23 protein-coding genes and 1 tRNA gene are annotated in these 26075 nt (G+C 62.0%); 15 read left to right on the top strand and 9 right to left on the bottom strand.

Annotated elements, in window-relative coordinates:
* Positions 1 to 385 precede the first annotated feature (385 nt).
* Positions 386 to 3511: an adenosylcobalamin-dependent ribonucleoside-diphosphate reductase gene (locus tag ACYQ14_RS15305; protein WP_459889260.1), complete on the top strand. Its 3126-nt coding sequence runs from the start codon at positions 386 to 388 to the stop codon at positions 3509 to 3511.
* A gap of 159 nt (positions 3512 to 3670) precedes the next feature.
* Positions 3671 to 3850: an HVO_2523 family zinc finger protein gene (locus ACYQ14_RS15300; RefSeq protein ID WP_283835170.1), complete on the top strand. Its 180-nt coding sequence runs from the start codon at positions 3671 to 3673 to the stop codon at positions 3848 to 3850.
* Between the two features lie 3 nt (positions 3851 to 3853).
* Here the strand turns inward: ACYQ14_RS15300 and ACYQ14_RS15295 are convergent, their stop codons facing one another.
* From ACYQ14_RS15295 to dnaK, 4 genes are all read right to left on the bottom strand, one after another.
* The gene (locus ACYQ14_RS15295; protein WP_459889259.1) at positions 3854 to 4660 is read right to left on the bottom strand and encodes a hypothetical protein; all 807 of its coding nucleotides are present in this window, start codon (positions 4658 to 4660) and stop codon (positions 3854 to 3856) included.
* Positions 4661 to 4739: 79 nt separating this feature from the next.
* On the bottom strand, positions 4740 to 5333 hold the full coding sequence (locus tag ACYQ14_RS15290) for a DJ-1/PfpI family protein (protein WP_459889258.1): 594 nt from the start codon (positions 5331 to 5333) through the stop codon (positions 4740 to 4742).
* Between the two features lie 127 nt (positions 5334 to 5460).
* Positions 5461 to 6624: a molecular chaperone DnaJ gene (gene dnaJ / locus ACYQ14_RS15285; protein WP_459889257.1), complete on the bottom strand. Its 1164-nt coding sequence runs from the start codon at positions 6622 to 6624 to the stop codon at positions 5461 to 5463.
* 89 nt (positions 6625 to 6713) lie between these two features.
* Entirely contained in the window at positions 6714 to 8696 is a 1983-nt protein-coding gene (gene dnaK, locus ACYQ14_RS15280) for a molecular chaperone DnaK (protein WP_459889256.1), read from the bottom strand.
* A 205-nt stretch (positions 8697 to 8901) separates the two neighbouring features.
* Here dnaK and ACYQ14_RS15275 point away from each other — a divergent pair, with 205 nt between their 5' ends.
* Both ACYQ14_RS15275 and ACYQ14_RS15270 read left to right on the top strand, forming a co-directional pair.
* Positions 8902 to 9585, top strand: coding sequence for a helix-turn-helix domain-containing protein (locus ACYQ14_RS15275; protein WP_459889255.1), 684 nt, complete (start codon positions 8902 to 8904; stop codon positions 9583 to 9585).
* Positions 9586 to 9687: 102 nt separating this feature from the next.
* On the top strand, positions 9688 to 10497 hold the full coding sequence (locus ACYQ14_RS15270; protein WP_459889254.1) for an alpha/beta fold hydrolase: 810 nt from the start codon (positions 9688 to 9690) through the stop codon (positions 10495 to 10497).
* 68 nt (positions 10498 to 10565) lie between these two features.
* Here ACYQ14_RS15270 and ACYQ14_RS15265 read toward each other — a convergent pair whose 3' ends face one another.
* On the bottom strand, positions 10566 to 11492 hold the full coding sequence (locus ACYQ14_RS15265; RefSeq protein ID WP_459889253.1) for a nucleotide exchange factor GrpE: 927 nt from the start codon (positions 11490 to 11492) through the stop codon (positions 10566 to 10568).
* Positions 11493 to 11660: 168 nt separating this feature from the next.
* On the opposite strand from ACYQ14_RS15265, the gene ACYQ14_RS15260 reads away from it, so the two are divergent.
* The 3 genes from ACYQ14_RS15260 (at position 11661) to ACYQ14_RS15250 (ending at position 15072) form a co-directional block, all read left to right on the top strand.
* Positions 11661 to 13115: a DEAD/DEAH box helicase gene (locus ACYQ14_RS15260; protein WP_459889252.1), complete on the top strand. Its 1455-nt coding sequence runs from the start codon at positions 11661 to 11663 to the stop codon at positions 13113 to 13115.
* Between the two features lie 65 nt (positions 13116 to 13180).
* Positions 13181 to 14746: a DUF790 family protein gene (locus ACYQ14_RS15255; RefSeq protein ID WP_459889251.1), complete on the top strand. Its 1566-nt coding sequence runs from the start codon at positions 13181 to 13183 to the stop codon at positions 14744 to 14746.
* Positions 14747 to 14778: 32 nt separating this feature from the next.
* On the top strand, positions 14779 to 15072 hold the full coding sequence (locus tag ACYQ14_RS15250; protein WP_459889250.1) for a hypothetical protein: 294 nt from the start codon (positions 14779 to 14781) through the stop codon (positions 15070 to 15072).
* Between the two features lie 33 nt (positions 15073 to 15105).
* Here ACYQ14_RS15250 and ACYQ14_RS15245 read toward each other — a convergent pair whose 3' ends face one another.
* Together ACYQ14_RS15245 and ACYQ14_RS15240 are read right to left on the bottom strand one after the other, a co-directional pair.
* A complete protein-coding gene (locus ACYQ14_RS15245; protein WP_459889249.1) occupies positions 15106 to 16341 on the bottom strand; it encodes an alanyl-tRNA editing protein in 1236 nt (411 codons plus the stop codon).
* A gap of 92 nt (positions 16342 to 16433) precedes the next feature.
* Entirely contained in the window at positions 16434 to 16955 is a 522-nt protein-coding gene (locus ACYQ14_RS15240; RefSeq protein WP_283835157.1) for a helix-turn-helix domain-containing protein, read from the bottom strand.
* Positions 16956 to 17090: 135 nt separating this feature from the next.
* Between ACYQ14_RS15240 and ACYQ14_RS15235 the strand changes: the two genes are divergently transcribed.
* The 3 genes from ACYQ14_RS15235 (at position 17091) to ACYQ14_RS15225 (ending at position 18632) form a co-directional block, all read left to right on the top strand.
* Positions 17091 to 17175: transfer RNA gene (locus tag ACYQ14_RS15235), tRNA-Leu, on the top strand.
* A gap of 221 nt (positions 17176 to 17396) precedes the next feature.
* Positions 17397 to 17960, top strand: a complete 564-nt coding sequence (locus ACYQ14_RS15230) for a DUF420 domain-containing protein (RefSeq protein WP_459889248.1) — start codon at positions 17397 to 17399, stop codon at positions 17958 to 17960.
* Between the two features lie 72 nt (positions 17961 to 18032).
* On the top strand, positions 18033 to 18632 hold the full coding sequence (locus ACYQ14_RS15225) for a DUF7097 family protein (RefSeq protein ID WP_459889247.1): 600 nt from the start codon (positions 18033 to 18035) through the stop codon (positions 18630 to 18632).
* A gap of 66 nt (positions 18633 to 18698) precedes the next feature.
* Here the strand turns inward: ACYQ14_RS15225 and ACYQ14_RS15220 are convergent, their stop codons facing one another.
* Complete coding sequence (locus tag ACYQ14_RS15220) at positions 18699 to 19328, bottom strand: DUF4013 domain-containing protein (protein ID WP_459889246.1); 630 nt, start codon at positions 19326 to 19328, stop codon at positions 18699 to 18701.
* 229 nt (positions 19329 to 19557) lie between these two features.
* Here ACYQ14_RS15220 and ACYQ14_RS15215 point away from each other — a divergent pair, with 229 nt between their 5' ends.
* Entirely contained in the window at positions 19558 to 20166 is a 609-nt protein-coding gene (locus ACYQ14_RS15215; protein ID WP_459889245.1) for a plastocyanin, read from the top strand.
* Between the two features lie 20 nt (positions 20167 to 20186).
* On the opposite strand, the gene ACYQ14_RS15210 is transcribed toward ACYQ14_RS15215, so the two are convergent.
* Positions 20187 to 20384 (bottom strand): DUF5800 family protein, encoded by a 198-nt coding sequence (locus tag ACYQ14_RS15210; RefSeq protein WP_049953100.1) that lies wholly within the window; start codon positions 20382 to 20384, stop codon positions 20187 to 20189.
* Between the two features lie 263 nt (positions 20385 to 20647).
* Here ACYQ14_RS15210 and ACYQ14_RS15205 point away from each other — a divergent pair, with 263 nt between their 5' ends.
* The 4 genes from ACYQ14_RS15205 (at position 20648) to ACYQ14_RS15190 (ending at position 26039) form a co-directional block, all read left to right on the top strand.
* Positions 20648 to 21502, top strand: a complete 855-nt coding sequence (locus ACYQ14_RS15205; protein WP_283835151.1) for a polymer-forming cytoskeletal protein — start codon at positions 20648 to 20650, stop codon at positions 21500 to 21502.
* A gap of 336 nt (positions 21503 to 21838) precedes the next feature.
* Positions 21839 to 22702, top strand: coding sequence for an electron transfer flavoprotein subunit beta/FixA family protein (locus tag ACYQ14_RS15200; protein WP_459889244.1), 864 nt, complete (start codon positions 21839 to 21841; stop codon positions 22700 to 22702).
* Positions 22703 to 22704: 2 nt separating this feature from the next.
* A complete protein-coding gene (locus ACYQ14_RS15195) occupies positions 22705 to 24342 on the top strand; it encodes an electron transfer flavoprotein subunit alpha/FixB family protein (protein ID WP_459889243.1) in 1638 nt (545 codons plus the stop codon).
* Positions 24342 to 26039 carry an FAD-dependent oxidoreductase gene (locus ACYQ14_RS15190; protein WP_459889242.1) on the top strand — a complete coding sequence of 566 codons (1698 nt, stop codon included), beginning with the start codon at positions 24342 to 24344 and terminating at the stop codon, positions 26037 to 26039. The genes ACYQ14_RS15195 and ACYQ14_RS15190 overlap by 1 nt, the downstream gene beginning before the upstream one ends.
* Positions 26040 to 26075 lie beyond the last annotated feature (36 nt).

Here is a 26075-nt window from a genome sequence, read left to right as displayed (position 1 = left end):
TCTGGTACTATGAAAAATGAGTTGGGGTGAACGTAACCGACGCGAGACTGTTCTGTAGCCCCTCAATAGGTCGATCTGGACGAATGATTCAACTAACGATTCTACTTTCAGATCGGTCTGAAAATCATTAAGACCGTCCACTCCGTACTAGCTGTTACCCACGCAGACGGCCGTCTCGGCTGTCGCAATACAGACCACCGCACAACACTTGACAGAGGCTTCTGTACAAGTGAAATTGTGCTAATACAAGAAACGTAGGACTACATCACCACGTTTTATGAGGAATGGATGAATACCAGACTTTCGTCACGAATGATTCGAACAAGGACCAACTTCAGTACGGAAATGGCAGGCGGCGACGCGTTTGCCTCGAGGTGTCTCGCGCATGAGTAAGACAGACCTCTCTGCGGACGATCTAACATTGCCGATCAAGCGTACCGACGGGGACACCCTCGAGGCGCGCATGACCGACAACGCCTATCAGAATATTCTGCCGGCTCGCTACCTTCGCAAGGACGCAAACGGCGACCTGATCGAGAGTCAGGAGGATCTCTTCGAGCGCGTCGGACGGAACATTGCGCTCGCGGAAGCACCGTATGAAGCCGAACAACGCGATCTCGAGATTACCGTTACGCCCGACCAGCTCAAGCCGGACCACCCGCGGCGGGACGAACTCGCTGAGGAGGTGTTCGGTGAGGGAGTCACGGCAACCGACGACGTTGAAACGACGCTCACGGAATCGAACGTCAACAAGTTCGCCTACGAGACCGTCGTTCCGGAACTCCCCGCGGAGGTCCGCGAACACGTCGAAGACGTCACCGAGACGTTCACCGAGGGAATGGAATCGCTTTCGTTCATGCCGAACTCGCCGACGCTGATGAACGCCGGCGACGAGCTCCAGCAGCTCTCGGCCTGTTTCGTCATGTCTCCGGACGACGATCTCTCGGATATTCACGAAACCGCAAAGAAGGCGGCCGAGGTTTTCCAGTCCGGCGGCGGCGTCGGCTACGGCTTTTGGAAGCTCCGTCCGTTCGGCGACTCCGTCGGTTCGACCGGCGGCATCGCCTCCGGACCGATCACCTTCATGCGGACCTACGACCAGCTCTGCGAGACGATCGCCCAGGGGGGGACCCGACGCGGTGCCCAGATGGGAATTATGCGCGTCTCCCACCCCGACGTTATCGAGTTCATCCACGCGAAGAACAAGGACGTCTCACTGGCGCATACGCTCCGTCTCAACGACCCCGACGACTACACCTACACCTCCTTCAGCGAGGCACTCGAAGAGTCTCGAGACCTCATCGACGAGGACGGGCGTGTTCCCAAACACCTTCGTAACGCCGTCGAAGGCCACCTGTCGAACTTCAACATCTCCGTCGGCGTCACGGACGACTTCATGGAAGCCGTCCAGAACGACGAGGAGTACACCTTCACCAATCCGCGCACGGAGGAACCACACATCGCCACCGAGGAGACCAAGGAGATGTACGGTCGCTACGACCTCGCCGAGCACGTCGAGGTCGGCGAACCGCTCTCGATTCCCGCCGAACTCATCTTCGAGCGCATTGTCGAAGGTGCTCACGAAAACGGCGAACCCGGCGTCATCTATCTCGAGCGAGTGAACAAGCAACACTCCTTCGACGTCGAGGAAGAGCCGGATCACCAGATTCTCGCGACGAACCCGTGTGGCGAACAGCCCCTCGAGGAGAACGAGGCCTGTAACCTCGGCCATATCAACCTCTCGACGCTCGCAGACCTCGACGCACCCGACTGGCGCGTCTGGTCCGAAGAACACACTGACGAGTACGACTCCCACGAAGCCGCCATCGAAGCCTTCCTCGAGGAGGCAATCGACTTCGAGGAGTTCGACGAACGCATCGAGTACGGCACCCGGTTCCTCGAGAACGTCGTCACGATGTCGGACTTCCCCGTCGAGGAGATCGAGCAGACGGTCAGCGACATGCGCAAGATCGGTCTCGGCGTTATGGGTCTCGCGCAATTGTACGTCCAGCTCGGCGTGAAGTACGGTAGCGAGGAAGGAAACGAAATCGCCAGCCAGCTGTTGACCCACATCAACCACGGCGCGAAGGCCAAAAGCCACGAACTCGCACTCGAGCGCGGTTCCTTTGCCGACTGGGACGAATCCAAGTACGCGAACCCCACCGAGTACCGTGAGTGGTTCGAACACCAGACCAACGAGGACGCCGACAACTGGGCAGACGGCTTCCCGATCCGCAACCACAACGTCACCACGATCGCACCGACCGGCACGACGTCGATGGTCGGCAACACGACCGGCGGCTGCGAGCCGATCTACAACGTCGCCTACTACAAGAACGTCACCGACGACGTGCAGGGCGACGAGATGTTGGTCGAGTTCGACGACTACTTCCTGCGCACCTTAGAGGACAACGACATCGACGTCGACGCCGTGAAAGCGGAAGCTCAAGAGCAGATGGCGACCAACCAGTTCGACGGCGTCGAGGGCCTCGAGACGGTTCCGGACGCTATCGGCGAACTGTTCGTCATCACCAGCGACCTCTCGGCGAAACAACACGCCGCGGTCCAGTGTGCCTGCCAGAACGGCGTCGACTCGGCGATCTCGAAGACGGTCAACGCGCCGAACGACTCCACGCTCGAGGACGCCAAAGAGGTCTTCGAGTGGGTCTACGACAACGGCGGAAAGGGCGTTACCTACTACCGCGACGGCACCCGCTCGAAGCAGGTGCTGACGACCCGCGCAGATAACGCCGACTTCGCCGACGAGACCGAGGCGGCCGAGGCGCTCGTCGACCAGATTGAGGAAATCTTCGGCGGGCTCGAGGCGTTCCTCGAGAGCGAGGACGTCCAGGAGATTCTCGAAGACGACATCGACTCGCTGCTCGGCGATGTCGAGGGTGAACCAGTTCACGTCGACTTCACTGAGAAACGCGAGCGGCCGGACGCCCTGCAGGGCGTCAGCCAGCGCATCGACACCGGCTACGGAAAAGTCTATGTGACGATCAACGAGGACCCCGAGACCGGACAACCCTTCGAGCTATTCGCGAACATCGGTCACTCGGGCGGCTTCACGAACTCCTTCACCGAGGCGCTGGCGAAGGTCATCTCGACCTCGCTTCGCTCGGGCGTCGATCCGGAGGAAATCGTCGACGAACTCTGTGGCACGCGCAGCCCGAAAGTCGCCTGGGACAAAGGCGAGCAGATCCAGTCGATTCCGGACGCCATCGGTTCCGCGATGCGTCGCTACCTCGACAACGAGATCGACAAACCATACCCGAAACAGGCGACCCTCGAGGAGTCGGCCGACGCCGACGTGGCCGTTGAACCGACCGACGCTCACGAGACCGACGGCGGTGCCAAAGCCCAGTCACCGGTCGAAGAGGACCACGACGCGACCCAGGACCTCATTGACGCCGGCGAGTCGCCGGAGTGTCCGTCCTGCGGATCGCTCTCGCTTTACTTCTCCGAAGGCTGCAAGACCTGCGAGTCCTGTGGCTGGAGCGAGTGTTAACGTAGTCGTACCGACCAGTAACTGATTCCGACGGTTCGAACTCCGTTCGCCGATTCGATTTTCGTATTCTTCTGCCTCAAGCGGTCGTCACGTTGATAGTGTCGCCGGTCTTCGGACGTGATACGAGAAGTCGTCCAAAGCGCGAACGAAGGATTACCGATGAGCTACCGTAACGAGACAGATTCCAGGAAAGAAAGCGACTCCGGAGACGAACGCGACCTCGAGGCCGGAACCGGACCACCGTGTCCGTTCTGTGAGACGCCAATGTACAAACGCCACTGCAAGTACGTTTGTCCGCAACACGGGGTCATCATCGACTGTAGCGATCCGTTTCTCTGAGTACTACAGCGAGACGCCCTCGAGGTCGATACGTCGAGGTTCGGGAACCGATTGACGCTCGCGTGTCGTAACCGCGTACGCGCCACGGTTGTCCGCGTACGCGCCGCGGTTGTCGGGATCCCGTGTCTCGAGCCCGTTCATCTCTTCCGTGAGAACGCAGACGCCGTCGGCGAGCAGGGGCGCGATCACGCCGGCGGCGACCGTCCGCGGATCGCCTAGCGGAGCCCGGAGGACGACTCGGTCTCCCACCTCGATCTCCTCAGTTTCGATGATCTCCCGCGCGCACTCGAGTGCTTCGCCGTGCGTGACCGTTCGCTCACCGTCGGTCAGCAGAGGAGTTTCCGAATCGATATCGATCGGTGGAAACGAGGGGTTCTCACTCCAGAGCCCTTTATCGAAGTGGTGAACGGCCGGATCGTCCGAACTCGCTCCGTAGCCGATCCGCTGGGCACCGTCCGGTAACTCGAAATCGCTGACCCTCGAGGTCGGGGCGACGACTGCTCGGTACGGCTGGCCATCCACGGTCGGTTCTCTTGTGCCCTCAGACGCGAGATTCTCCGACGGATCGAACCTGGTAGTTCCCTCAAGCAACGCGGTGCCGAAAAACGACAGGAGCGCCATCGGCCCGGAGCCTGCGACGCCGACGCTTACGCCCTCGCGAACCCCGCTGTGCCGGAGGAAATTCCCGGCCTTCCAGGTGCTCGTACAGAGCCAGTGAGTGTCGTAGGTTCGGCCGGTCGCGTCCTCGAGCGAGGGCCGGTCCGATCGTCGGTCTCGAGTGAACAGCTCACCGACCGTTGCTGCGGTCATACGTGAAGATTCGTTCGGAGCGGAAAAAAGACGCCGACTCGAGTCGGCACAATGGGGACGAATCGTCAATCGTCCGCCGTCAGTCGTCCGCCGGTGCCGGCTCGACGTGCTCGATCTCGGTTCCGATAACCTCGAGGAACTCGGCGAGCCATTCGGGATGGTCCGGCCAGGCCTGTCCCGTGACGAGGTTATCGTCTCGAACGACGCCGTCTTCCCACGTGCCGCCCGAACCTTCGACGTCCGCCTGAAGCGCCGGATAGGCCGTGCAGGTTCGTCCCTCGAGGACATCCGCAGCGGCGAGGATCTGTGCCCCGTGACACAGCGATGCGACGGGTTTCTCGGCCTCGAAGAAGTGACGGACGATCTCGAGGACGTCCTCGTACGTTCGGAGATACTCCGGCGCGCGGCCACCCGGGACGACGAGCGCGTCATACTCGTCCGGATCAACGGCGTCGAAATCGTGGTTCAGCTCGAAGTTGTGCCCCGGCTTTTCGGTATAGGTCTGGTCGCCTTCGAAGTCGTGAATCACGGTGGGACAGACGTCTCCGGCCTCTTTTTCCGGACAGACCGCGTGGACCTCGTGTCCGACCATCTCGAGAGCCTGAAACGGAACCATCACCTCGTAGTCCTCGACAAAATCGCCGGCGAGTAGCAGAATCTGTTGTGCTGGCATGGGTCGTATTCACCCACTGGGCGCTCCAACGGCGATCGAAATAAGCCTCGTTTCGCGATCCCGAGACAAACAGGAAATCCAATCGTTCGATCTCGAGAGACGGTTCAAAACACGAGAACGAGCGGGTCTAGAACGCTCGCTTGATCTTCTCGAAGAAGCCTTCGTTGACCTCGATCTCGTCGCCGCCGGCTTCCGCGAACGCCTCGAGCGCCTCCCGCTGTTCGGCGTTCAAGCTGTCGGGCGTGACGATCTGGACCTGTACGAAGAGGTCGCCGCTGCCGCGTCGCTGGAGTCGCGGCATGCCCTTGCCCTCGAGGCGGAACGTTTCGCCGCTCTGGGTGCCGTCGGGAATCTCGAACTCGGCCGCGCCGTCGAGCGTCGGCACTTCGACCGTGTCGCCGAAGGTCGCCTGCGGGAACGAAATTGGGAGTCTGTACCGGAGGTCGTTTCCGTCGCGTTCGAACTCCTCGTGCTCGCGGATCGAGACGTCGATCAGCAGGTCGCCGCTCGGGCCGCCCTCCGGACTCGGACTTCCTTCGCCTTCCATCCTGAGCGTCTGGCCGTCCTGGATCCCCGCCGGAACGTCGACGGTGAGGGTGACTTCCTCGCGAACGTATCCTTCGCCGCGACAGTCGCTACAGGTTTCCGAGTAGAGCGTTCCCTCGCCCTCACAGCGCGGACACGCTGTCGTCTGTTGGACTCTCCCGAGTGGCGTCTGCTGGACCTGTGTGACCTGTCCGCGTCCCTGACACTCCGGACAGGTTTCTGCGTCCGCTTCCGGCGGGTGGCCCTCGCCGTGGCAAGTGTCACACTCCTCGGGGCGGGCGATCGTGAACTGCTTTTGGGCCCCGTCGTAGGCCTCCTCGAGATCGATCTCGAGGTTGGTCCGCATGTTTCTGCCCTTCCGCGGGCCGCGCCGTCCGCGGCCGCCGCCTCCGCCGAAGACTTGCTCGAAGATATCGCCGAGGCCGCCACCGCCGCCCATCCCGCCACCGCCCATGCCGCCGAAGGGGCCGCCACCCATGCCGCCGGCACCACCTTCGCTCGCGTCGTAGCCGTGCTTTTCGGCCTGTTCGTACTGATCGTGGCCCATTCGGTCGTACGCGCTTCGTTTCTCTTCGTCAGTCAGGACCTGCTTTGCCTTCTGAATCTTCTTGAACTTCTCTTCGGCGTTGGGGTCGTCGCTGACGTCTGGATGATACTCCGTCGCCTTCGACCGGTAAGCCTGCTTGATCTCCTCGGGAGACGCGTCCGGGCTCACGCCGAGAACATCGTAGAAATCCTCACTCATTCGTTACTCCCCGATAATCGATTGAGCCACTTGAAACGAACGTTTGTGCTACCTCGTAAACGAACTACGAGGACGAGCGCTCGAGGTCGTTAGGAGTCGTCGCTATCGCCGTCTTCGTCGTTATCGTCTTCGACGTCTTCGAAGTCGGCGTCGACGTACTCGTCGTCATCTGCATCCGGGCCGCCCGCTCCCGGGTTGGGTCCACCGCCCATGCCGCCACCCATCCCTGCACCGGCTGCGGCTCCTGGTCCTGCACCAGCGCCCGGTCCGGCGCCAGCGGCTCCGCCCGCCCCAGCGCCGGGGCCTGCACCGCCCGCCGCGCCTGCGCCGGCGTCCTGATAGACTTGTTTGCCGATCTCTTGAAGCTCCTTGCTCAGGGTCTCGGTCGCCTCCTCGATGTCGTCGGCTTCGGCATCCTCGTCGTCGATCGTCTCCTCGAGATCCTCGACGGCGGCTTCGACGTTCTCGCGAAGTTCGTCGTCGACGTCCTCGTTCTCCTCGAGGAGCGTCTCGGCGCGCTGGATCGCGGCTTCGGCGGAGTTGCGAGCCTCGATCCGTTCGCGGCGCTGCTGGTCCTCTTCGGCGTGTTCCTCGGCTTCTTCCTGGAGCCGATCGATCTCGTCGTCGGAGAGGCCGGCACCGCCTTCGATCGTGATCTCCTCGCTCGTGCCGGTTCCCTTGTCCTCTGCGGAGACGTTGACGATCCCGTTCTCGTCGATCGAGAAGCCGACCTCGATCTGCGGCGTTCCGGCCGGTGCCGGCGGGATGCCAGTCAGGTGGAACTCCCCGAGCAGTTCGTTCTTCTCGGCGAGTTCGCGTTCGCCCTGGAAGACCCGAACCTGGACCGACGTCTGGTTGTCCGCGGCGGTCGTGAACACCTTCGACTCCTCGGTCGGAATCGTCGTGTTCTTCTCGATGAGTCGTTCGAAGAGGCCGCCCTTGACCTCGATACCGAGCGAGAGCGGGGTCACGTCGAGCAGAACGACGTCGTCGACTTCGCCGCCGAGAACCCCTCCCTGAATCGCCGCGCCGAGCGCGACGGCTTCGTCGGGGTTGACGTTCTTCTGTGGCTCCTCGCCGATGAGTTCCTCGACCTTGTCCGATACCTGTGGCATCCGGGTCGAGCCGCCGACGAGCAACACTTCGTCGATCTCGCCCTTCCCGTAGCCCGCATCCTCGAGTGCCTGTTCGGTCGGTTCGACGGTGCGCTCGATGAGGTCCGTCGTGAGCGACTCGAACTTGGCTCGAGTCATGCTCTCTTCTAAGTGGATCGGGCCGTCGTCGGTCGCCGTAATGAAGGGGAGATTGATCTCGGTCTCTTTTCGGCTACTGAGTTCGATCTTGGCCTCCTCTGCGGCGTCTTTGAGCCGCTGGAGTGCCTGTCGATCCTCGCGGAGGTCGACGCCGTGTTCGTTCTCGAACTGTTCGGCCAGCCAGTCGATGATGGCGTGGTCCCAGTCGTCGCCACCGAGGTCGTTGTCACCGTTGGTCGCGACGACCTCATAGACGCCACCGCCCAGATCGAGGATGGAAACGTCGAACGTCCCGCCGCCGAGGTCGTAGACGAGGACCGTCTGATTGGAGTCGTCCTCGAGTCCGTAAGCCATCGACGCCGCTGTCGGCTCGTTGATGATCCGCTCGACGTCGAAGCCGGCGATCTCGCCGGCGTTCTTGGTCGCCTGGCGCTGTCGATCCGAGAAGTACGCCGGCACCGTAATGACGGCCTTCTCGAGGTCGTCACCGAGGTACTCCTCGGCGTCGTGTTTGATCTTCTGGAGGATCATCGCCGAGATCTCTTCGGGCGTGTACTCCTCGTCCTCGACCGCTACGGTGTAGTCCTCCTCGCCCATGTGGCGTTTGATCGAGGAGATGGTTTTCTCCGGGTTCTGAATCGCCTGATTCTTCGCCGGTTTGCCGACGAGCCGTTCGTCGTCGTCGGTAAACGCGACCATCGACGGCGTCGTTCGGTCTCCCTCCGAGTTGACGATGATCTCCGGGTCACCGCCTTCCATCACTGCGAAGGCACTGTTCGTCGTCCCGAGGTCGATCCCGAGAATCTTGTTGCTCGTCATCTGGCCGGGTATAACGCGCACTTTGTTTTAAAGCTTACTAGCTGGGGTCGTCGTTCGAATAAAATGCAACGTGAGCGCGTTTACCGTCGTTTCTCGTTAGTTTGGTCGCGAGTAAAATTCTGGTGCGCTCGAGTCTTCCGGTCCGCGAACCGACGGGCTCGATCGTATCAACACACGGATAGTCATCGACCGAAACCGTCTCAGCATGGGACTGGTCGCCGAGTTCGAAATCCACTGCGAAGCGCTCCCGTTAGTCGAAGTGGCCGACGCCGTCCCGGCGGCGACCATCGAGGTTCAGATCCAGTTCAACCACGGTGATCGCCCCCCGTTTATCGTCCACGTAATCCACGGTTCACACGACGCGGTCGAGCGCGCGCTCGAGTCGTCGTCCTTTGTCGCGGCGTATACGGTGCTCGGAGAGGCGGGCGAGACCCGTCGCTATCAGGTGGTCCCAGCTGTCGGGTTAGCGGATCAGCTCGGCGGTCAGGTCGACCTCTCGGGGCTCCGTGCCCTGGCGACCACCGAGTCGGCCATCGAGCGGATCAGAGCCACACCGAACGGGTGGATCCAGACCGGCTGGTTCGCCGACCGCGGCGCGTTCCACGAGTTTCGCCGATTCTGGCAGGAGAACGCGGGATTTTCGCTTCGACGACTCGGCCGCGTCGGCGAACCTGAGGAGCCGGGCGACGGACTGACCGATCCCCAGCGCGAGGCGCTCCGGATCGCCTACGAGATGGGATACTACGAGATCCCCCGTGGTGCCTCGCTCGAGGCGGTCGCAGGCGAACTCGAGATTTCGCCGTCGTCGCTCTCCGAACGGCTCCGTCGCGCGCAGACGCACCTGATCGAAACCACCGTCGCTTCGACCTGGCCGCCGTTGCCGGAATAGCTCGTCACGTCCAGTACGGTCGCTTGTCGTACGACCGCATATAAATTGTCGAACGATTTCGAGACACGCTTAGCCCAGCTGGCGGCGAATCGGAGAGTCCACATGCAGACAATCACGTCAGCAGACGGCACCAGTATCGCGTACGACGAACACGGAGACGGCCCACCGCTGGTCTTGCTCCACGGCGGGGGGACGCGCCGTTACTGGGAATCGCTCGTTCCCCGATTAGCCGACGACTTTACCGTCGTCCGTTCGGACCGGCGCGGACGCGGCGACAGCGGCGACGCCGAGGAGTACGGAATCGGACGCGAAGTCGGAGACGCTCGAGCAGTGATCGACTCGGTCACCGGCGATCCGATCCTGTTCGGCCACTCCTTCGGCGGCCTCCAGGCGATCGAGGCCGCCCGCGAGCGGTCGGTTACGGCGGTCGTCGCTTACGAACCCGCCTATCTCGTCGGCGAGTACCGGGAGCGAGCGGACCTCGCGTCCCGAATGCAAGCGAAGCTCGAGGACGGAAACTGCCGCGAGGCGATGAAACTGCATCTCGAGGAAGTGATCCACGGCGGCGAGATCGACGACCTCGACCGATGGCTCGAGGAGTGGCCGGCCTGGCCCGACTGCGTCGAACACGTCGAAAACACCGTTCGAATGGATCGCGCGCTCGAGGACCATCCGCTTCCCGACGTATTGGACATTGATGCGCCGACACTCTTGCTCAGCGGGAGCGAGGGACCGTCACACCTTCGGGATAGCGTTCGCGCGGTTCACGACGCACTCTCAGATAGTCGTTTCGTGGAGTTCGAGGGCGTCAATCACCTCGGACCGGTCGAAGCGACGGATCGGATCGAGAGTGAGGTTCGGCGGTTTCTCGAGGAAATGGAAGCACCGGATTCGACGATCGACGGAAAATGAAGGGCTGCAAGGGATGATGTGGTAACAGGCGGCTGTTCCACTAATTACATGGCAGGTTTCTAACTGCGTCAGTTCTCGGCTTCCGCTTCGTCGTCTCCGGACCCGTTCGGCGTTTCGTCGTCGGTCGCGCCGCTCGCCTCTGCCCCGTTTTTGTCGCTTTCGTCAGCTAACTCCCCGTTCGAGACGGTTATCTGTGCGTTCTGGATGACCTTCTCGCCCATCTCGTAGCCGGGTGTGAACACGTCCGCGACGGTTCCTTCGGGCTGGTCGCTGTCGACGTTCATCATGACCTCGTGGCGCTGTGGGTCGACCTCGGCTCCCGGTTCCGGATCGATCTCCGTGACGTTCTCGTCCTCGAGGATTCGGTCGAACTCCCGGAGCGTCATATCGACGCCGTCTCGGAGGCTTTCGACGTCGCCGCTTTCCTCCTCGAGCGCGCGTTTGAGGTTGTCCCGAACGCCGACCAGTCGTTCGACCAGGTCCTCGGTCGCGCGCTCTTTCATCTGCTCCTGGCGCTTTTTGGCTCGTTTCTTGTAGTTCTGGAAGTCGGCCTGCTTGCGTTTGAGCCGGCTCTGGAGGTCCTCGACTTCGGCTTCTGCCTCCTCGAGTCGTCCGTCTCGTTCCTCGAGTGCCGCTTGCAACTCCCCGATTGTCTCGGCTTGCTCCTCAATACGACCGGCGAGATCCTCCTCACGTTCGATCGCGTCCTCGAGAAGTCGGTCGACCTCCTCGGACGTTTCCGCCTCGGAAATATCCGCGACGGATTCCGATAGCGCGGGCGAGAGGGAGGGGTCGAGATGGATCTCGCCCCCGGTCGAGTCGTCGGCGACTGCTTCGGTGTCGGACTCCGAAGCGGCCGAATCTTCGGTATCCTCGGCGGTGCCAGTGTGATCGGTTTGGCTTGCCGAATGCTCATCCCCTTCGGCAACGTCGTTGGATTGCTCCTCGGACGGAACGGCCTGGGCGTCTGCGTTCGTGCCCTCGTCTTCGCTCATATCCCAGTCAAAGAACAGCGGTAATAAAAGGATTGAGGTCCGCTCCCGGACGTGTCAACCCCCCCGATAGCGATCGTAAGTGTGGCGTATACGACTGAACTCGAGCGCTCACCACCTCCACACGTGCTCAGCCAATCGATATATGTGCGTCCGGCGTGACTTGGGGCTATGACGTCTCCGGAATCGGACGAGGGAGTCGACCTCACGCTTCGGTACGAAGACGGGACGGTCCGTCTCGACGGAGCCCTCCCCGAACGCGTTCGCTCGAGACTTCTCGACTCGACCACCATCGAGTTCGAGTCGGACTCGCGATCCGAGACGTATCGCATTCCGGCCGTTCGATACGCCGACCTTCTCGAGGCCCTCCGAAGCATCGATGAAGACGGCGGTCAGAATCTTCGGGGAACCGCCGTCGACGATCGAGTACTGTCGCTCGAGGACCTCCCTCGGCTCGAGTCGGCCTACACGCTTCGTGACTACCAGAACACGGCGCTCGAGGATTGGCTCGAGACCGATTCGACCGCGAACGCCGGTGATTTGGCACCCGCTCCGAGAGGCGTTCTCGAACTCCCCACGGGAAGCGGAAAGACCGTTATCGGGCTGAAAGCGATCGAGCGGCTCTCGAGACCGACGCTGATCGTGGTCCCGACGATCGACCTGCTCGAGCAGTGGCAACGGGAACTCGAGGCCGAGTTCGACGTTCCTATCGGGCGATTCGGTGGCGGGGAACAGCGACTCGAGGCGATCACCGTCTCGACGTACGACTCGGCGTACCTGAAAGCGGATTCGGTCGGCGACCGGTTCGGACTCGTCGTCTTCGACGAGGTTCACCACCTCGGCGGCGAAGGGTATCGAGACATCGCACGGCTATTGGCGGCACCCGCACGGCTCGGACTCACGGCGACGTTCGAGCGGCCGGACGACGCCCACGAAGTGGTCGGAGATCTCGTCGGTCCGCTCGTCCACCGGATCGAGGTCGACGAACTCGCCGGCGACCACCTCGCGCCCTACGACGTCAAACGGCTCGAGGTCTCGCTCACGGACGAGGAACGCGAGGAGTACGAGAAAAACCAGTCAATCTTCACGGACTACCTCGCCAGCTCGAACATCCGAATGACCAGCGGCTCGGACTACCAGCAGTTGGTCAAGCGATCTGGCAACGACCCCGAGGCGCGCGAGGCGTTGCTCGCACGCCAGCGTGCACGCGAGATCACCCGCGGAAGCGATGCCAAGATCCAGACGCTCGAGACGATTCTCGACGACCATCGCGACGAACGAATCATCGTCTTCACCGCGTCGAACGATCTGGCTTACGAGGTGAGCGAACGATTCTTAATCCCCACGATCACCCACCGGACGGGAACGGACGAACGCCGAGAAATCTTGGAGCGCTTTCGCGAGGGAACCTACTCGCGCGTGGTTACCTCGAACGTTCTCGACGAGGGGGTCGACGTTCCCGACGCCTCGGTCGCCGTCGTCCTCTCTGGGAGCGGCAGCGAACGCGAGTTTACCCAGCGTCTCGGTCGAATTCTTCGACCGAAATCCGACGGCGGACGGGCGCTGTTGTACGAAGTCGTAAGTCAGGAGACGAGCGAGGAACGGGTCGCCGACCGTCGGCGATAGATCGGGACACGGGAGACTTCACATTCCGGGTGACTTTTACCCTCCCTCGACTGATAGGTTGGTAGATGTTGACGAAGGACCTGTTGCGCGTGTCGCGCGCAGGAGGGGGGTACCAGCCGCGCTTTGCCGGACGCGAACACCGGCCGCTCGCGGCCCGAGTGATCGGGATCTATCAGGGCCACGTCGGCGAGCCGCGGGGCGCGCTCGAGTCGTCGCTGGAGGAACTCGAACGGGGGATCACCAGTGCGGGAGACGCGCCGGAGACCGACTTCGCGGGCGGTGGCAACCAGCGTCCCGTCGACGAATTCAAACTGATTCGGGGATTCGGTGCGCTTCTGGATCGCGAGACGACCGTCCAGACCGAAGCGCCGCTCGAGCCGGTCCGGGCGAGGCGGGCCGCGTTCGAAGCCGCGGAGGCCGTCGGCGGGGTCGCCTCCGAGGAGGAACGCGCGATGGCGCTGGTTGGGGCCGGCGAAACCCTCGAGATCTCCGCGGACGACATCGCGGCGTCGTTGTACGCCGATCTCGAGGACCGACAGATCATAGAGGAGGTCGACGCGCGGTGGAGTCCAGACGAACTGCTGGCCCAGTACAATCTTTCGCTGGCCCAAACGGCGCTGTTCGACGCCACGGAGATCCGCGTCCGCTCGAGCGATCCGAAGGCGCTGATTTCGGCGATCAAACGCCTGCGACTGATGTACGAAATCGAGAAGACGACCGACGGACGCGAGGTCATCGTCACCGGGCCGACGCGTCTCTTTCGGGCCACGAGGCGGTACGGGACGCGATTTGCTAGACTCTTGCGAACCGTCGCGAAGACCGAGGAGTGGCGACTCGAGGCGACGGTCGACGACCGCGGAACGGAGCGGACGATGACGCTCTCGAGCGAGGACCCGGTATCCATCCCCGACGCGGAACCGGTCGTGGACGTTTCCTTCGACAGCGGCGTCGAATCGGAGTTCGCCGCCCGCGTCGGAGCGGTCGACCTCGAGTGGGACCTCGTCCGGGAGCCCGAGGCCTTAGAGAGCGGGACCCGCGTGATGATCCCCGATTTCGCCTTCGAGTACCAACACGCCGACTTCCGCGTGTATCTCGAGATTATGGGCTTTTGGACGCCCGAGTACGTCGAGAAGAAACTCGAGCAACTCGAGAATCTCGAGGACGTCGACATGATCGTCGCGGTTGACGAATCGCTCGGCGTCGGCGAAGAAATCGCGGCTCGAGATCATCGGGCGATCCCCTATTCGAAATCCGTTCGCCTCAAAGACGTCGCGAGCGTACTCAGAGAGTTCGAATCCGATCTCGTCGCCGAAAGTGTGGCGTCCCTTCCGGAAACGATCGAACCGGACGACGACGCGGTGACACTGTCTTCGCTAGCCGAGACGTACGGCGTCAGCGAGGACGCCCTCGCAGAACCGTCCTATCCCGACCACGAACTCGTCGGTCGGACGCTCGTCCGTCCGGCGGTCCTCGAGGAACTCGAGGCGAAGATCGAAGACGGAATGGATCTCTCCGACGCCGAAGCCGTGTTCGAGTCGTACGGTGTCTCTGACTCGAGCGCGCTGCTCTCCCGTCTCGGATACGGAGTCGACTGGGAGGGGTTATCCGGCGGTACCGTTCGCGAGCGGTGACGTTTTGACGCTTCGTGGGTGATGCTAATCCGATGAACGATGCCGACCGACCGCTTCCTCCCGAAGGCCTCGATGAGGACGTTCTCGACTCTCTCGCCGTATTCGAGGCGGAGGAACCGTCGACGCTCCGGGCGGTCGCAACATATCTCGAGGAGCGCGCGGCGTGGGAGGAATCGAGAGATGTTGATCGATCCAATGTGGAGTTACCCGAGGGCGTCCCCGATCGGGCGACCGTTTCGGTCACGGAGATCGCCGGAACCGAGTACCATTACTACCAGTGGCGCGAGGGCGACGAGATCAAGTCCACGACGAGGACGCGAACGTAGTCGGGAAGGAAAATAGGTCGGAAACGGCCCCACTCACTCGAGTGCCGAGATAATCTCCGCTGGCGTCGCGTCGAACCCGCCGCCCTGGGCGAGCCGATCCGAACCGCCGCCTCCGCCGCCGAACTCGGCTGTAATCTCCTCGAGTACCGCCGTCGCGGCTGTCGATCCGTCGGTGCCGACGACGGCGAAGACGGAATCGGTTTCGCCGGTTGCGACGACGATATCTCCGAATTCGCTTCGGCGGTCCTCAAGAACGTCACTGACGACTCCCGCCGAAATCTCGCCGACGTCTGTGAGTACCCATCGTCCGCCCTCGCCCTCGTCATCCTCGAGCGTTCGGCCGTTCTCGAGGCGTTCCCGAACGAGTTCGCGTTCGCGGGCTCGTAGTTCCTCTGCGAGCTCCTCGCGCTCTGTGTCACGACGCTCGAGTTCGTCGGTCACGTCCTCGAGGCCGACACCCAGTTTCGTCTTCGCCGCGAACGCAGTTTCCTTCTCCCTGGCCCGCCGATCGATAGCGTTCGGGCCGACGGCGAACTCGACTCGAGTCATTCCCTCTCCCGGATTGGATCGGCCGAGAACGGTTACCGGGCCGATTTCGCGCGTGTTCCGAACGTGCGTGCCGCCACACGCCGCGACGTCCCACGGATCCTGCGGAACGACACCGCTGGTACCGTTCTCGTCTTTCTCTCCGATCGTTACGAGTCGAACGCGCCCTTTCTCGAACGCGCCTTCTTCAGTCGCCTCGTTGAAGGCGATGTCTTCACGCTCGCGCGCATCCGTGACCGGAACGTCCTCCCAGGAAACGGAGCGGGACTCCCAGACGACTCGATTGAGTTGCTCGTTCAACTCCACCAGCATCTCGTCGTCGATTTCGGTTGAACTCTCGAGGTCGACGCGGACCTTCTCCTCGCCGATGTCGAACCCTCCGTATCCCAGATCGGAGAGGAGCTCTCTGCCCGCTCCGTAGAGCGCATGGCTCGCGGTGTGTGCGCGCATGCAGTACATGCGAAACGACCAGTCGATCCGACAGAGCACGCGACGGCCGGCGTCGAACGACGGCTCCTCGGCCAGCACGTGAACCTGTTCGCCGTCGGTAAGCTGGACGTCTTCGACGTCGACGTCACCGATCGTCCCCTTGTCGGCCGGCTGTCCGCCACTCTCGGCGTAGAAATAACTCGTCTCGAGCCATACCCGTCGGCCGTCGACGGCCACCACCTCGGTCTCGAATCGCGTCGTATACGGCTCTGCGGCCGCTTGTTGCCCGCTCATCGGTTGATATCCGTTTGCCCGCAATAAAAGTCTGCTCGCCGACCCGTGGCTTGCCGTCGATTCCTCCGTTCGAGAACCGAGTCCAGAGACGGTTACTCCTCGAGTTCGATATCCAGTCGCTCCTCGAGTGCGGCGATCAGCCCACCGCCGATTCCGGCCTGGGTCGCTCGTCCCTGTTCGACGGCGAGCAGGTCGCTTTCCGGGACGCCCAGTTCCTCTGCGAGTTCGCCACGTTGTAATCCGGCTTCCTGTCGAGCCTCGATCAGGATATCGCCGTAGCCCGAAACCAGGTACGGAAGCGGGTCATCGTCGTAGTTGGTCCCCTCTTTCTCCCAGTGCTCGGAGTCGCCGTCCCAGATCGGATTTGCTTTGGCGACGTTCTGGGCCGCTTTCTGCTTCCGGCTCGGCCCGTCTCCGCCTCGGTCGCTCTGCGCCCGATTGCCCCCGCTGGAACCGCTCGTTCGCTGGGCGTCATCGTGGGGAGCACAGCTCGGACAGACCTCGAGCTCCGCGCCTGCGACGTTCGCTCGAGTAAGCGAGTCGCTCTCCGCGCCACAGAGTTCACAGGACGTCCCGCCGCTGCCGGAGGACGATCCAGTCGAGTACTTGGCCATGATACCATTTGGCATTTCGCGCATTTGAACGCTCCGTTTGTGACGGATCCATGTGATATCGACGCAGGCGTCGGACTAAAGGAAAGGGCTTTAATAGTCACACTGGATACGATTGAATGCAGAAAGAGAACGCGAGCGTGGGTAGCCAAGCCAGGCCAACGGCGCAGCGTTGAGGGCGCTGTCCCGTAGGGGTCCGCCGGTTCAAATCCGGTCCCACGCATCGCATGGGTGGACGAAGTCCACCATAACAGCGCGAGACGGCATCGCCGTCGAGCGCAACGATGCAGGTGATCTCCTCCGAGGACATCACCCACGCACAATTCTACTGGAGCCAACAACCGCAAGCGAGAGCGCTCGTCCAGCGGTTTCGTTCGGTCGCTATCCCTCGAGTCCCTACTTGAGGACAGTAACCGCTTTCCCCCGACAGGCTAACGAATATGTATGGAATACGTCTCTCGAGAGCGCGTCGGCCCTCTCACCGGAATACTGAGCGTCGTTTCGCTTGCGGTGGTCTTTGCGGCGGCGGGTGGACAGATTCCCCCGTCGGTCGTTCCGACCGCACCGGAGTGGCTACTCGACGCGATTCCGCACGTCAACGTGCTCATCAGCCTGACCGCGATCGGAACGATAACGCTGGGCTGGCGATCGATTCGACGCGGCGAGATCTCGAAACACAGAGCCGCGATGCTGACCTCGTTTGGCCTGTTCGCGTCGTTTCTGGTTCTCTACCTCTACCGGCTGGTTGCGACCGGCGGACCGCAGGCGTTTCCCGGTCCCGAAACTGTCTACCAGTTCGTTTACCTGCCGATCCTCGCCGTTCACATCCTGCTCGCGGTCGCGTGCATTCCGTTCCTCTACTACGCGCTCTTGCAGGCGATCGCGTACCCGCTCGAGGAGCTTCCTCAGACCAGTCACGCACGATTCGGCCGGATCGCCGCGAGCCTCTGGCTGATTTCGTTTTCGCTCGGGATCGTCGTCTATCTGCTTGTCCACGGCGTGTACTGACGCCAATGTGGGGCGTCCGTGTTCTTTCGAGCCCAGTGGATTCAAACCGCCTCGAGTCCAATCCCCTCTCAAATGGAGAAAACGCCGCGAGGGACGTCGGTCGGGGTCGACGATCCCTACGAGTTCGCGGGCCTCTGTGATTTCCTGACCGGCGAGGGACAGTGCCGGTACGCCTTCGACCACTACGAACACGACCCGGAGTTCGCTCGAGAACGCGCCGAGGACGACTATACGTGCCCGGTCGCAAACCCCGAAACAGAGGAGACGTGGGCAGATTGCCCGCATTTTCGATCGCGGAATCAGGACAGGGAATGCGTTCGCTGCGGACTCGAGGAGAAGCGAAACGAACTGACCGACGAGCGACCGCTCCTGGAGGAACACCACCTCTCGTACAGTGATACCCTCGAGGCGGCTGGCAACAGCGGTGCTGACGATCCCACCACCGGCGACACCGGCACCGACGTCGATGCCGACGAGGATCAGGAGCTTACCCACGAGATTACCATCTACCTCTGTCGGTGGTGTCACGCGAAGGTCCACAACTCGTGGGCGCGGATTACCGACGACGTCGCCCCTGATCCGGAAGCCGTCGCCGCGCTTGAGGAACGACGCGGGCGCGAACTCGAGGAGACGGGATTCGAGTCGGCGGCGGATCGATACGGGACGGAGTGAGCGAAACGAAAGCGGCGTCTGGAGTCACTTGTTCCTCCGAATAGCTTGCTTCCCCCGAAGTGAATACTACGCGCTCGAGCGACGAGCCGGTCCGTCGACCTCGCCCATCAGTTTCGAGTAGACGATAAATTCGTAGATCAGCGTTGCGGGGACCAACAGCAGTCCGATGATCGTGAACGCCAGCGCGACCTGGAAAATCAAGAAGAGGATCGGGCCGATGAGTATAACGAGCAAGAAGACGGCGAGGTACCGGAGAGAGAGGGCAGTCCGCGCTACAGCCCCAACCTTCAACGCGTCGCTTATTCGCCGTTCTCGACTGAAGTGGTACGTGATAGCGGCCGTACCGTAGATAAGCCCGAAGTAGGACGGAACGAGCAACACCCAGAACAGCGCCAGCCCTGCCGTCCGGTTGAGTTCCTGAACGAGAAGCATCGCTACCGCCGCGAGCATGAAGGCGACGAAATAGATGAGGAAGACGCCGGTCAGTTTCAGTCCGTCTATGAGCAACCCGACGTAGTCCTCGAACTGCGGCGGCTCGAGGCCCTTAGAAGCGTTTTGCACCGCTCTCGTGATATACCCCGTTAAGATAAATGCGGGAATGATTAGGAAGGAAGTAACGAGCAATAGCGATCCGATGAGCAGCGTCTTGGGATAGTCGTCATCCTCGAGCGGGTATTTCAGCGCATTAACGATCATGATCTGAGGTCGTATCCGGCTACTCATAAGTTTTCGTTGGTGTTTCCGAGTTGGACACAACCCGCTGACTGGTGGGGGTTTGGGGTGACAACGTGCTCGAGTTGCGGACTTAGGATCGCGGCGCTTGCTGTCGGTGAAACGGTTCACCGAAACGAATGAATCCGACAATCACGAGTTACGGACAGTATGGACAGCGTACCAATAGTGAGGTAACTGGATAGTCGACCCGATGGAACGACCTGATTCGGTGGCTCGGCGACGGGCACTGAAACTTGCGGGAAGCGTGACTGGTACGGCGCTTGTCGCTGGCTGTCTCAGCGGGGACGACAGCGATGATGGCTCGAACGGCGGGAACGAAACGTCGAGCGGCGGCAACGAGACCGCCAATGGTGAAGCCAACGGAGGAGGCGATGACGACGGATCGAACGGCGGGGACGAATCCGATTCGGCGAACGGTGAGGGTAACGAAGAACCACATTCGAACACCGATCCCGAAGCCTGGGAGGGCGTCGACGAGATCGTGTTGAGCGCCACGACCTCAAGTTTGGAAGGCCTCGAGCCCGACCCCATCGAGGGGGTAGAGAACCCCACGCTCGTCCTCACTGCGGGAAACGAGTACGTTATCACCTGGGAGAACGCCGACGGACAGTCCCACAATCTCGAGATCTGGGACGACCAGGAGGAAGTCGTCAGTGACTACAGCACCGAGTTGATGGCCGAGGAGAACGAAACCCAGTCGCTCGAGATCGTGGCCGCCGAGGAGATGGCCGAGTACACCTGCGAGGTCCACGTCAGCTGGGGAAAACGCGGCGACGTCGAAATCGTATCTACGGACTGACGGCCGCCTCCGTCTGCTCGCTACTCGAGAATGTCGCCGATTCGTCGCGGCTCGCCCTGCAGGTCCGGCTGCTCGGCGACGATCTGTAACACTTCGTGGTCGGTGACGTCGTAGTAGGACTTTTCGGTCGCCTCTTCGATGAGTTCCTGCTCGAGGCGAAATTCCGTTCCTTCGTAGACGACATCGACGCCGGTGTCGTCGAATGCAAGCGTTGTCATAGCTGACTGTATGCGGCGGTGGATTAAAAACGAGGCGACTGCGCTTTCGTGGCGTCGGCTCGCCGATCACTCGAGTCGGTAGTCCGGGACCTCGCTGATCGGGCGGCTAGTCGGGAATTCTCGCCCGCCAGGTTTTGGTACCGAACTGTGGAATCGCGATCGGCGACAATCGGCAACGAGAAGGTAACAAATTGACAGGTTCGTCTGACGAACGGCGGACGGCGCGAGAGGTTTAATACCGGGGGGCCACATTCGTTGCGAGTGTGGCCTTCAGTAGGGATCCGCTCGACGAACTCGTCGTTCCCGACGGGACGGAAGCCAAAGAAGTCGACCTCGTGACCGACGGGGACGTTCTCGTCGGCGGTCGCTCGACCATCGAGTTCGGCGTCCGTGGCAGGAACGTACTGCTAGGCGAGAACGTCGAGGTCGACGGCGCAATCGAAGCCGAAGGCGACTGTCGGCTCGACATGTGGTGTGATATCGACGACGACGTGCTCGTCGGGCAGGACGCCTATCTCGGCGAACGCGTTCATATCAACGGGGAACTGAAAGTCGCCGGTGACTTAGATATCGGCGACGACGTCGACATCGAGGAGGGCTTCGAGGCCAACGGCTGGATCGTAATCCGGAATCCGATGCCGACCATCGTGTTTCTGTTCGTCTACCTCAAGCACCTCCTGTTAATCGGCGAGGACGACGCCGCTCAGAAGCTCATTTCCGAGATGGTCGACGAAGAGGAGGAGGTCGAAGCAGATCCGCTGGTTATCCCGCGCAACGCTACGGTCAACGACGACGCCTGGCGCGTTTCAACGCCCGCACGAATCGGGTCGAACTGTCGACTCCACGGAAACGTGCGAGCCGAGACGATCGACGTCGATGAAGACTGCAACGTCTTCGGGAGCCTCCGCGCTCGAGGTGATGTCACCGTCGGGAGCGGCACTCGAATTCACGGCGACCTGACGACGCGAGACGGCGATGTCATCCTCGAGAAAAACGTTCGCGTACTCGGCGACGTCTCGTGTGACACGCTCGATATCGCGCCTCGAGCGGAGGTCGACGGGACGATTCGGGCGGACGGCGAAATTTCGATGGGGACGACCGAACGCGACCCGGAATAAACTGATTCTTCGCTCGAGCGATCGATCCGAACGCGGGTGAGTGTCCGAGCGAACTCGAGCGGAGAGACCGGCAAAAGCGCGTCGACCCCTCTCGGAGAAGCGAGACGGTTCGGGCAACGACACTCCGTCGGGCCGTTCACGGCGAGCCGGTTACGCCGAACCGGTCGCGAGCCGATCTCGACGGAGCGTTCGACCGGCTTCTCACGCCGATCCGCAAAATCGGCGTCTCGACGTCTTTCCGGTGGTGATTCTCACCCACATTCTTAATAGTACTAGTTACGATAGAGTAAGGTGAGTTATGTCACGGATACACATACCACAGACATGGAGGGGCGCATGCGATCCGTCGTGCTGACGAAAGGCGTCCCCGACTTCTCGGAGGGTGCCGTTTCCTTCAATGAGGAGGGGCACTTAGAGCGCGGGAAGACGCCGACGGTGATGAATCCCAACGACGAGGTAGCTCTGCAGGCCGCGCTCCAGACGAAGGTTCGCCACGGCGGCCACGTGAGCGGGATGAGCATGGGCCCGCCGGGGTACGCGAGCGTTCTCGAGGAGGCGATGGAGTCGGTGTACGCCGACGACAGCTACCTGCTATCCGATCGGGAACTCGCGGCGTCGGACACCTGGGCGACGGCGATCACGCTCTGTTCGGCACTCGAGAAGTACCAGGAGGAGGTCGCGGAGATTGATCTGATCTTCGCTGGCTTCAAAACGGCCGACGGGGAGACGGGACAGACCGGGCCACAGACCGCCTGGGCGCTCGAGCGGCCGATCGTGACGCACGTGCTCGCGTTGGATATCGACCCCGACGAGCGCGTGCTTCGGGCGAAGCGCCTCGTTCAGGGCGACGTAGACGAGATCGAGACTGTCGAAGCGCCGTTGCCGTGTATGGTCATCGCCGATCCGGAATTTTCGCCGACCTACCGCAAAGCCTCCCATCGGCTGACTCACAAACGGCTCCGCGGAGAGACCGAGGAACGAGCCGCCGATCACGAGGCCCACCTCACGACGTGGAACCACGAAGATCTAAATCTCGATCCGGATTACATCGGCCTCGACGGCTCGCCGACCATCGTCTCGTCGGTCGATCCGATTCCGAAGGCGCCCTCCGAACGCGAAGCGACGATGATCGAACCCGATGACGGCGAAGGGATGGAACGAGTACTCAAGGAACTCCAACCGTACGCCGGGGGTGACTAAGAATGGGGATCGATCCGGAAGAACACACGATCGACGAACTGACGGAGGAACTCGAGACGATCGACGATACCGAAGAACTGAACGCGGTGCTCGAGGCCGAACGAGCTGGACAAGATCGAAAGACCGCTCGAGAGGCCGTTCACAAGCGACTCGAGGATCTCGACAAACAGTCGGAATCAGGCGTCGAAACGGACGACGAAACCGAAGGGGAGTACGAGGAGACGAAAGAAGACGTCGGCGAGGAAGCCGAAGGCGAGGAACTCGAGGAAGCGGAGGAAGCTGAAAGCGAAGACGCCGACGAAGAAACACCTGAAGAAGACGACGCCCTCTCACACCCGACTCGAGACAAACGTCACGTGCGCGCACTCGACGGCGGCGACTACGAGGACATGTGGGTCTTCTGTGAGACCCAGCAGGGCGAGTTGCTCGAGGTCTCGAAGGAGATGCTCGGCAAGGCTCGCACGCTGATGGACGAGTTCGAGGACGAGTATGGGGACGACGAGCGCGTCGTCGCGTTTCTCATGGGCGAGGACTGCGAGGGACTCGCCGAGGAGTGTATCGCCTACGGCGCGGACGTCGCCGTCTACCACGACGACGAACGACTCGAGCGATTCCTGCACAAGCCCTACACCGAAGTCTCGGCGCACATGGCTCGCGGGGAGGGCACGGTCGAGAGCACGGACTGGCGCGAGTACGACGAACCGCGGTACGTCCTGTTCCCGGCGACGAACAACGGCCGGGACCTCTCGGCGAAGGTGCAAGCCGAACTCGACTCCGGGCTCGCGTCGGACTGTTCGGACCTCTTCATCGAAGAAGAGGAGGTCTCGAACCCGGTGAAGACGGGCGAACCCGGCGTCAAGAAGACCTTCGAGAAGGTCCTCCACATGAAGCGGCCGGACTTCTCGGGCTTCGAGTACTCGACAATCCTCTGTCTGGACAACCCCGGCCGGGATTTTCACCCGCAAGGCGCGTCGATCATCCCGGGGAGCTTCGAGCCGATGGAGCCCGACGCCGACAGAGAGGGGCTCGTCGTCGAACACGACATGGACCTCGACGAGGACTGGTTCTCGGTCGAGATTACCGAATACGACCAACTCGAGGAGGGGATCGATCTGACCGGCCACGACGTGATCGTCTGTCTGGGTCGAGGGATCGGCGACGACCCCACCGGGGGGATGGAACTCGGCCTCGAGCTGGTCGACGCGTTCGAGGACGCCGCGCTCGGAATTACGCGGGGGATCGTTACCTCTTCGTATCAGTTCGAGGGTCACGTCGAGCAGTACTCAAAAGAGGAGCGACAGATCGGCGAGACGGGCCAGGTCGTTGCACCCGACCTCTACATCGCGGCGGGCGTTTCGGGTGCCGTCCAGCACAAGGTCGGGATGGACGAATCGGATACGATCGTGACGATAAACACGAACACGGACGCGAGAATCAGGGACTTCAGTGATTACTTCATTGAGGGGGACCTCTTCGAGGTACTCCCGCAACTCACGGCGGCAGTCGAATCGGGCGAGTTCAAACTCGAGGCAGTCGCGGACGGCGGCGACGGTATCGACGCTGGAGATGGTGCTGGCGGCGACGACGGCGGTTCGAACGCGGAGAACGAAGCGACCGACGCGAACGGAGGTGACGACTGATGGCGGCCAGTGAATCCGACCAGGCCGGTCAAGAGTACGAACACTACGAGGCCGTCGTCGTCGGCTGTGGACCCGGCGGAGCCGCCGCGGCGGCGAGATTTGCGGATCACGGAGTCGAGACGCTCGTCCTCGAGCGCGGCACCGAAGCCGGTTCGAAGAACGTCTCCGGCGGGCTGATCTACGCCGAGGACTCGGCACCGTACACGATCGACGACCTCTTCGAGAACTTCCGCGAGGAAGCGAGCGAACGGCCGGTCACAGACTACAAGATCCACAACATCGCCGGGAACAAGGTCAAGACCTACGACCTGACCGATCTCCACGAGCACGATACCGACTGGTGCGACGCCGTGCTTCGGCGACCGATGGACTCCTGGCTCGAGCAACGAGTTCACGAGAAGACGAGCGAGACGGGCGGCGGGGTCCTGACGGACGTTCGAGTCAACGGCCTTCTGCGCGAAAACGGCGAGATCGTCGGGGTTACCTGTGACGAACTCGATCCGATCACGGCGGACGTCATCGTCGCGGCCGACGGCGTGAACTCGGAACTCGCTCGAGACGCGAGACTGATGGACTGGGATGAGCCCGACGAGTGGTTCCAGGGCGTGAAAGCGACCGTGGAGATGGACGGCGAGACGATAGCCGATCGGTTCGAAATCGACGACGAGGAAGGCGTCGCACACCTCTTTTCGGGCGACCTGTTCGACGACGTTCGGGGCGGGGGCTTTCTCTATACGAACGAGGACTCGCTCTCGATCGGGACCGTCTTTCACCTGGACAGTCTCGTGGCAGAGCAAGCCGAACCCCACGAACTGCTCGACTCGTTGCTCACCCATCCGCTTCTCGCTCAGTGGTTCAGAGGCGAGTATCGCGAGCGCGAGTACGCCGCGAAGTTGGTCCCCGACTCGAAAAAAGTCGCGCACAAAGAGCCCTACCGCGATCGGCTCGTCCTCGTCGGCGACGCGGCGGGCCAGATGCAGGCCCAGGGCCCGATCATCAAGGGGATGAACCACGCGGTCAGCGCAGGGGCGCTCGCGGCGGACGCCTTCGTCGTCTCCCGCGGCAACTCGGACCCAGAAAGCGCCGGCCGGCGCTACGCCAAGATGCTCGAGCGATCCGGGACGATGGACAAACTCCGGCCCCGGCGGTACGACGTGGCCCGAACCGTCGGCGAGCGCGATATCGTCGCCAACGCCGTCGACCGCGTTCTCGAGTCACCGATCGGAAGCGTCGCCGTCGGAAACCCGCTCTCGAAGCGAGCCATGAAACGGGCGTACAACTCCCCGTTCCTCGTTTCGATGTTGCCCGACACCAGCACGGGCTACGTGACGCTCCCGTCGATCATTGGCGAGGAACACGGCCGAACGATCCACTGGGAGAACGAGGTCGAACCGCCGACGCTCGAGGAACGGATCGGCGACCTGACCTACGATACGGACGTCGGAAATCCACACATTCGCCTCCAGGACGAATCCTTCGAGGCGAGCGGTGACGCCGTCTACGCCTGTCCGGTCAGCGCCGAGGACTTCGGCGGCGGCTGTTATCGATCGGAAACCGTAAAGACGAATGGAAGCGAGGAGACGCTCGTGAGTCTCGACACTCAGCCCTGCGTGGAGTGTGGCACCTGCGCCATCGTCGCCGACACCGAGTGGGAACACCCTCGCGGCGGAAAGGGCGTCGAGTATCGAGAGGGATGAACGATTTCGAGATGAGCACCGAAATGACCGACTCGT

The organism is Halostagnicola bangensis (assembly GCF_054653435.1).
Note: the sequence above shows the minus strand (reverse complement) of the source record. Positions and strands in the feature narration are given on the sequence as shown.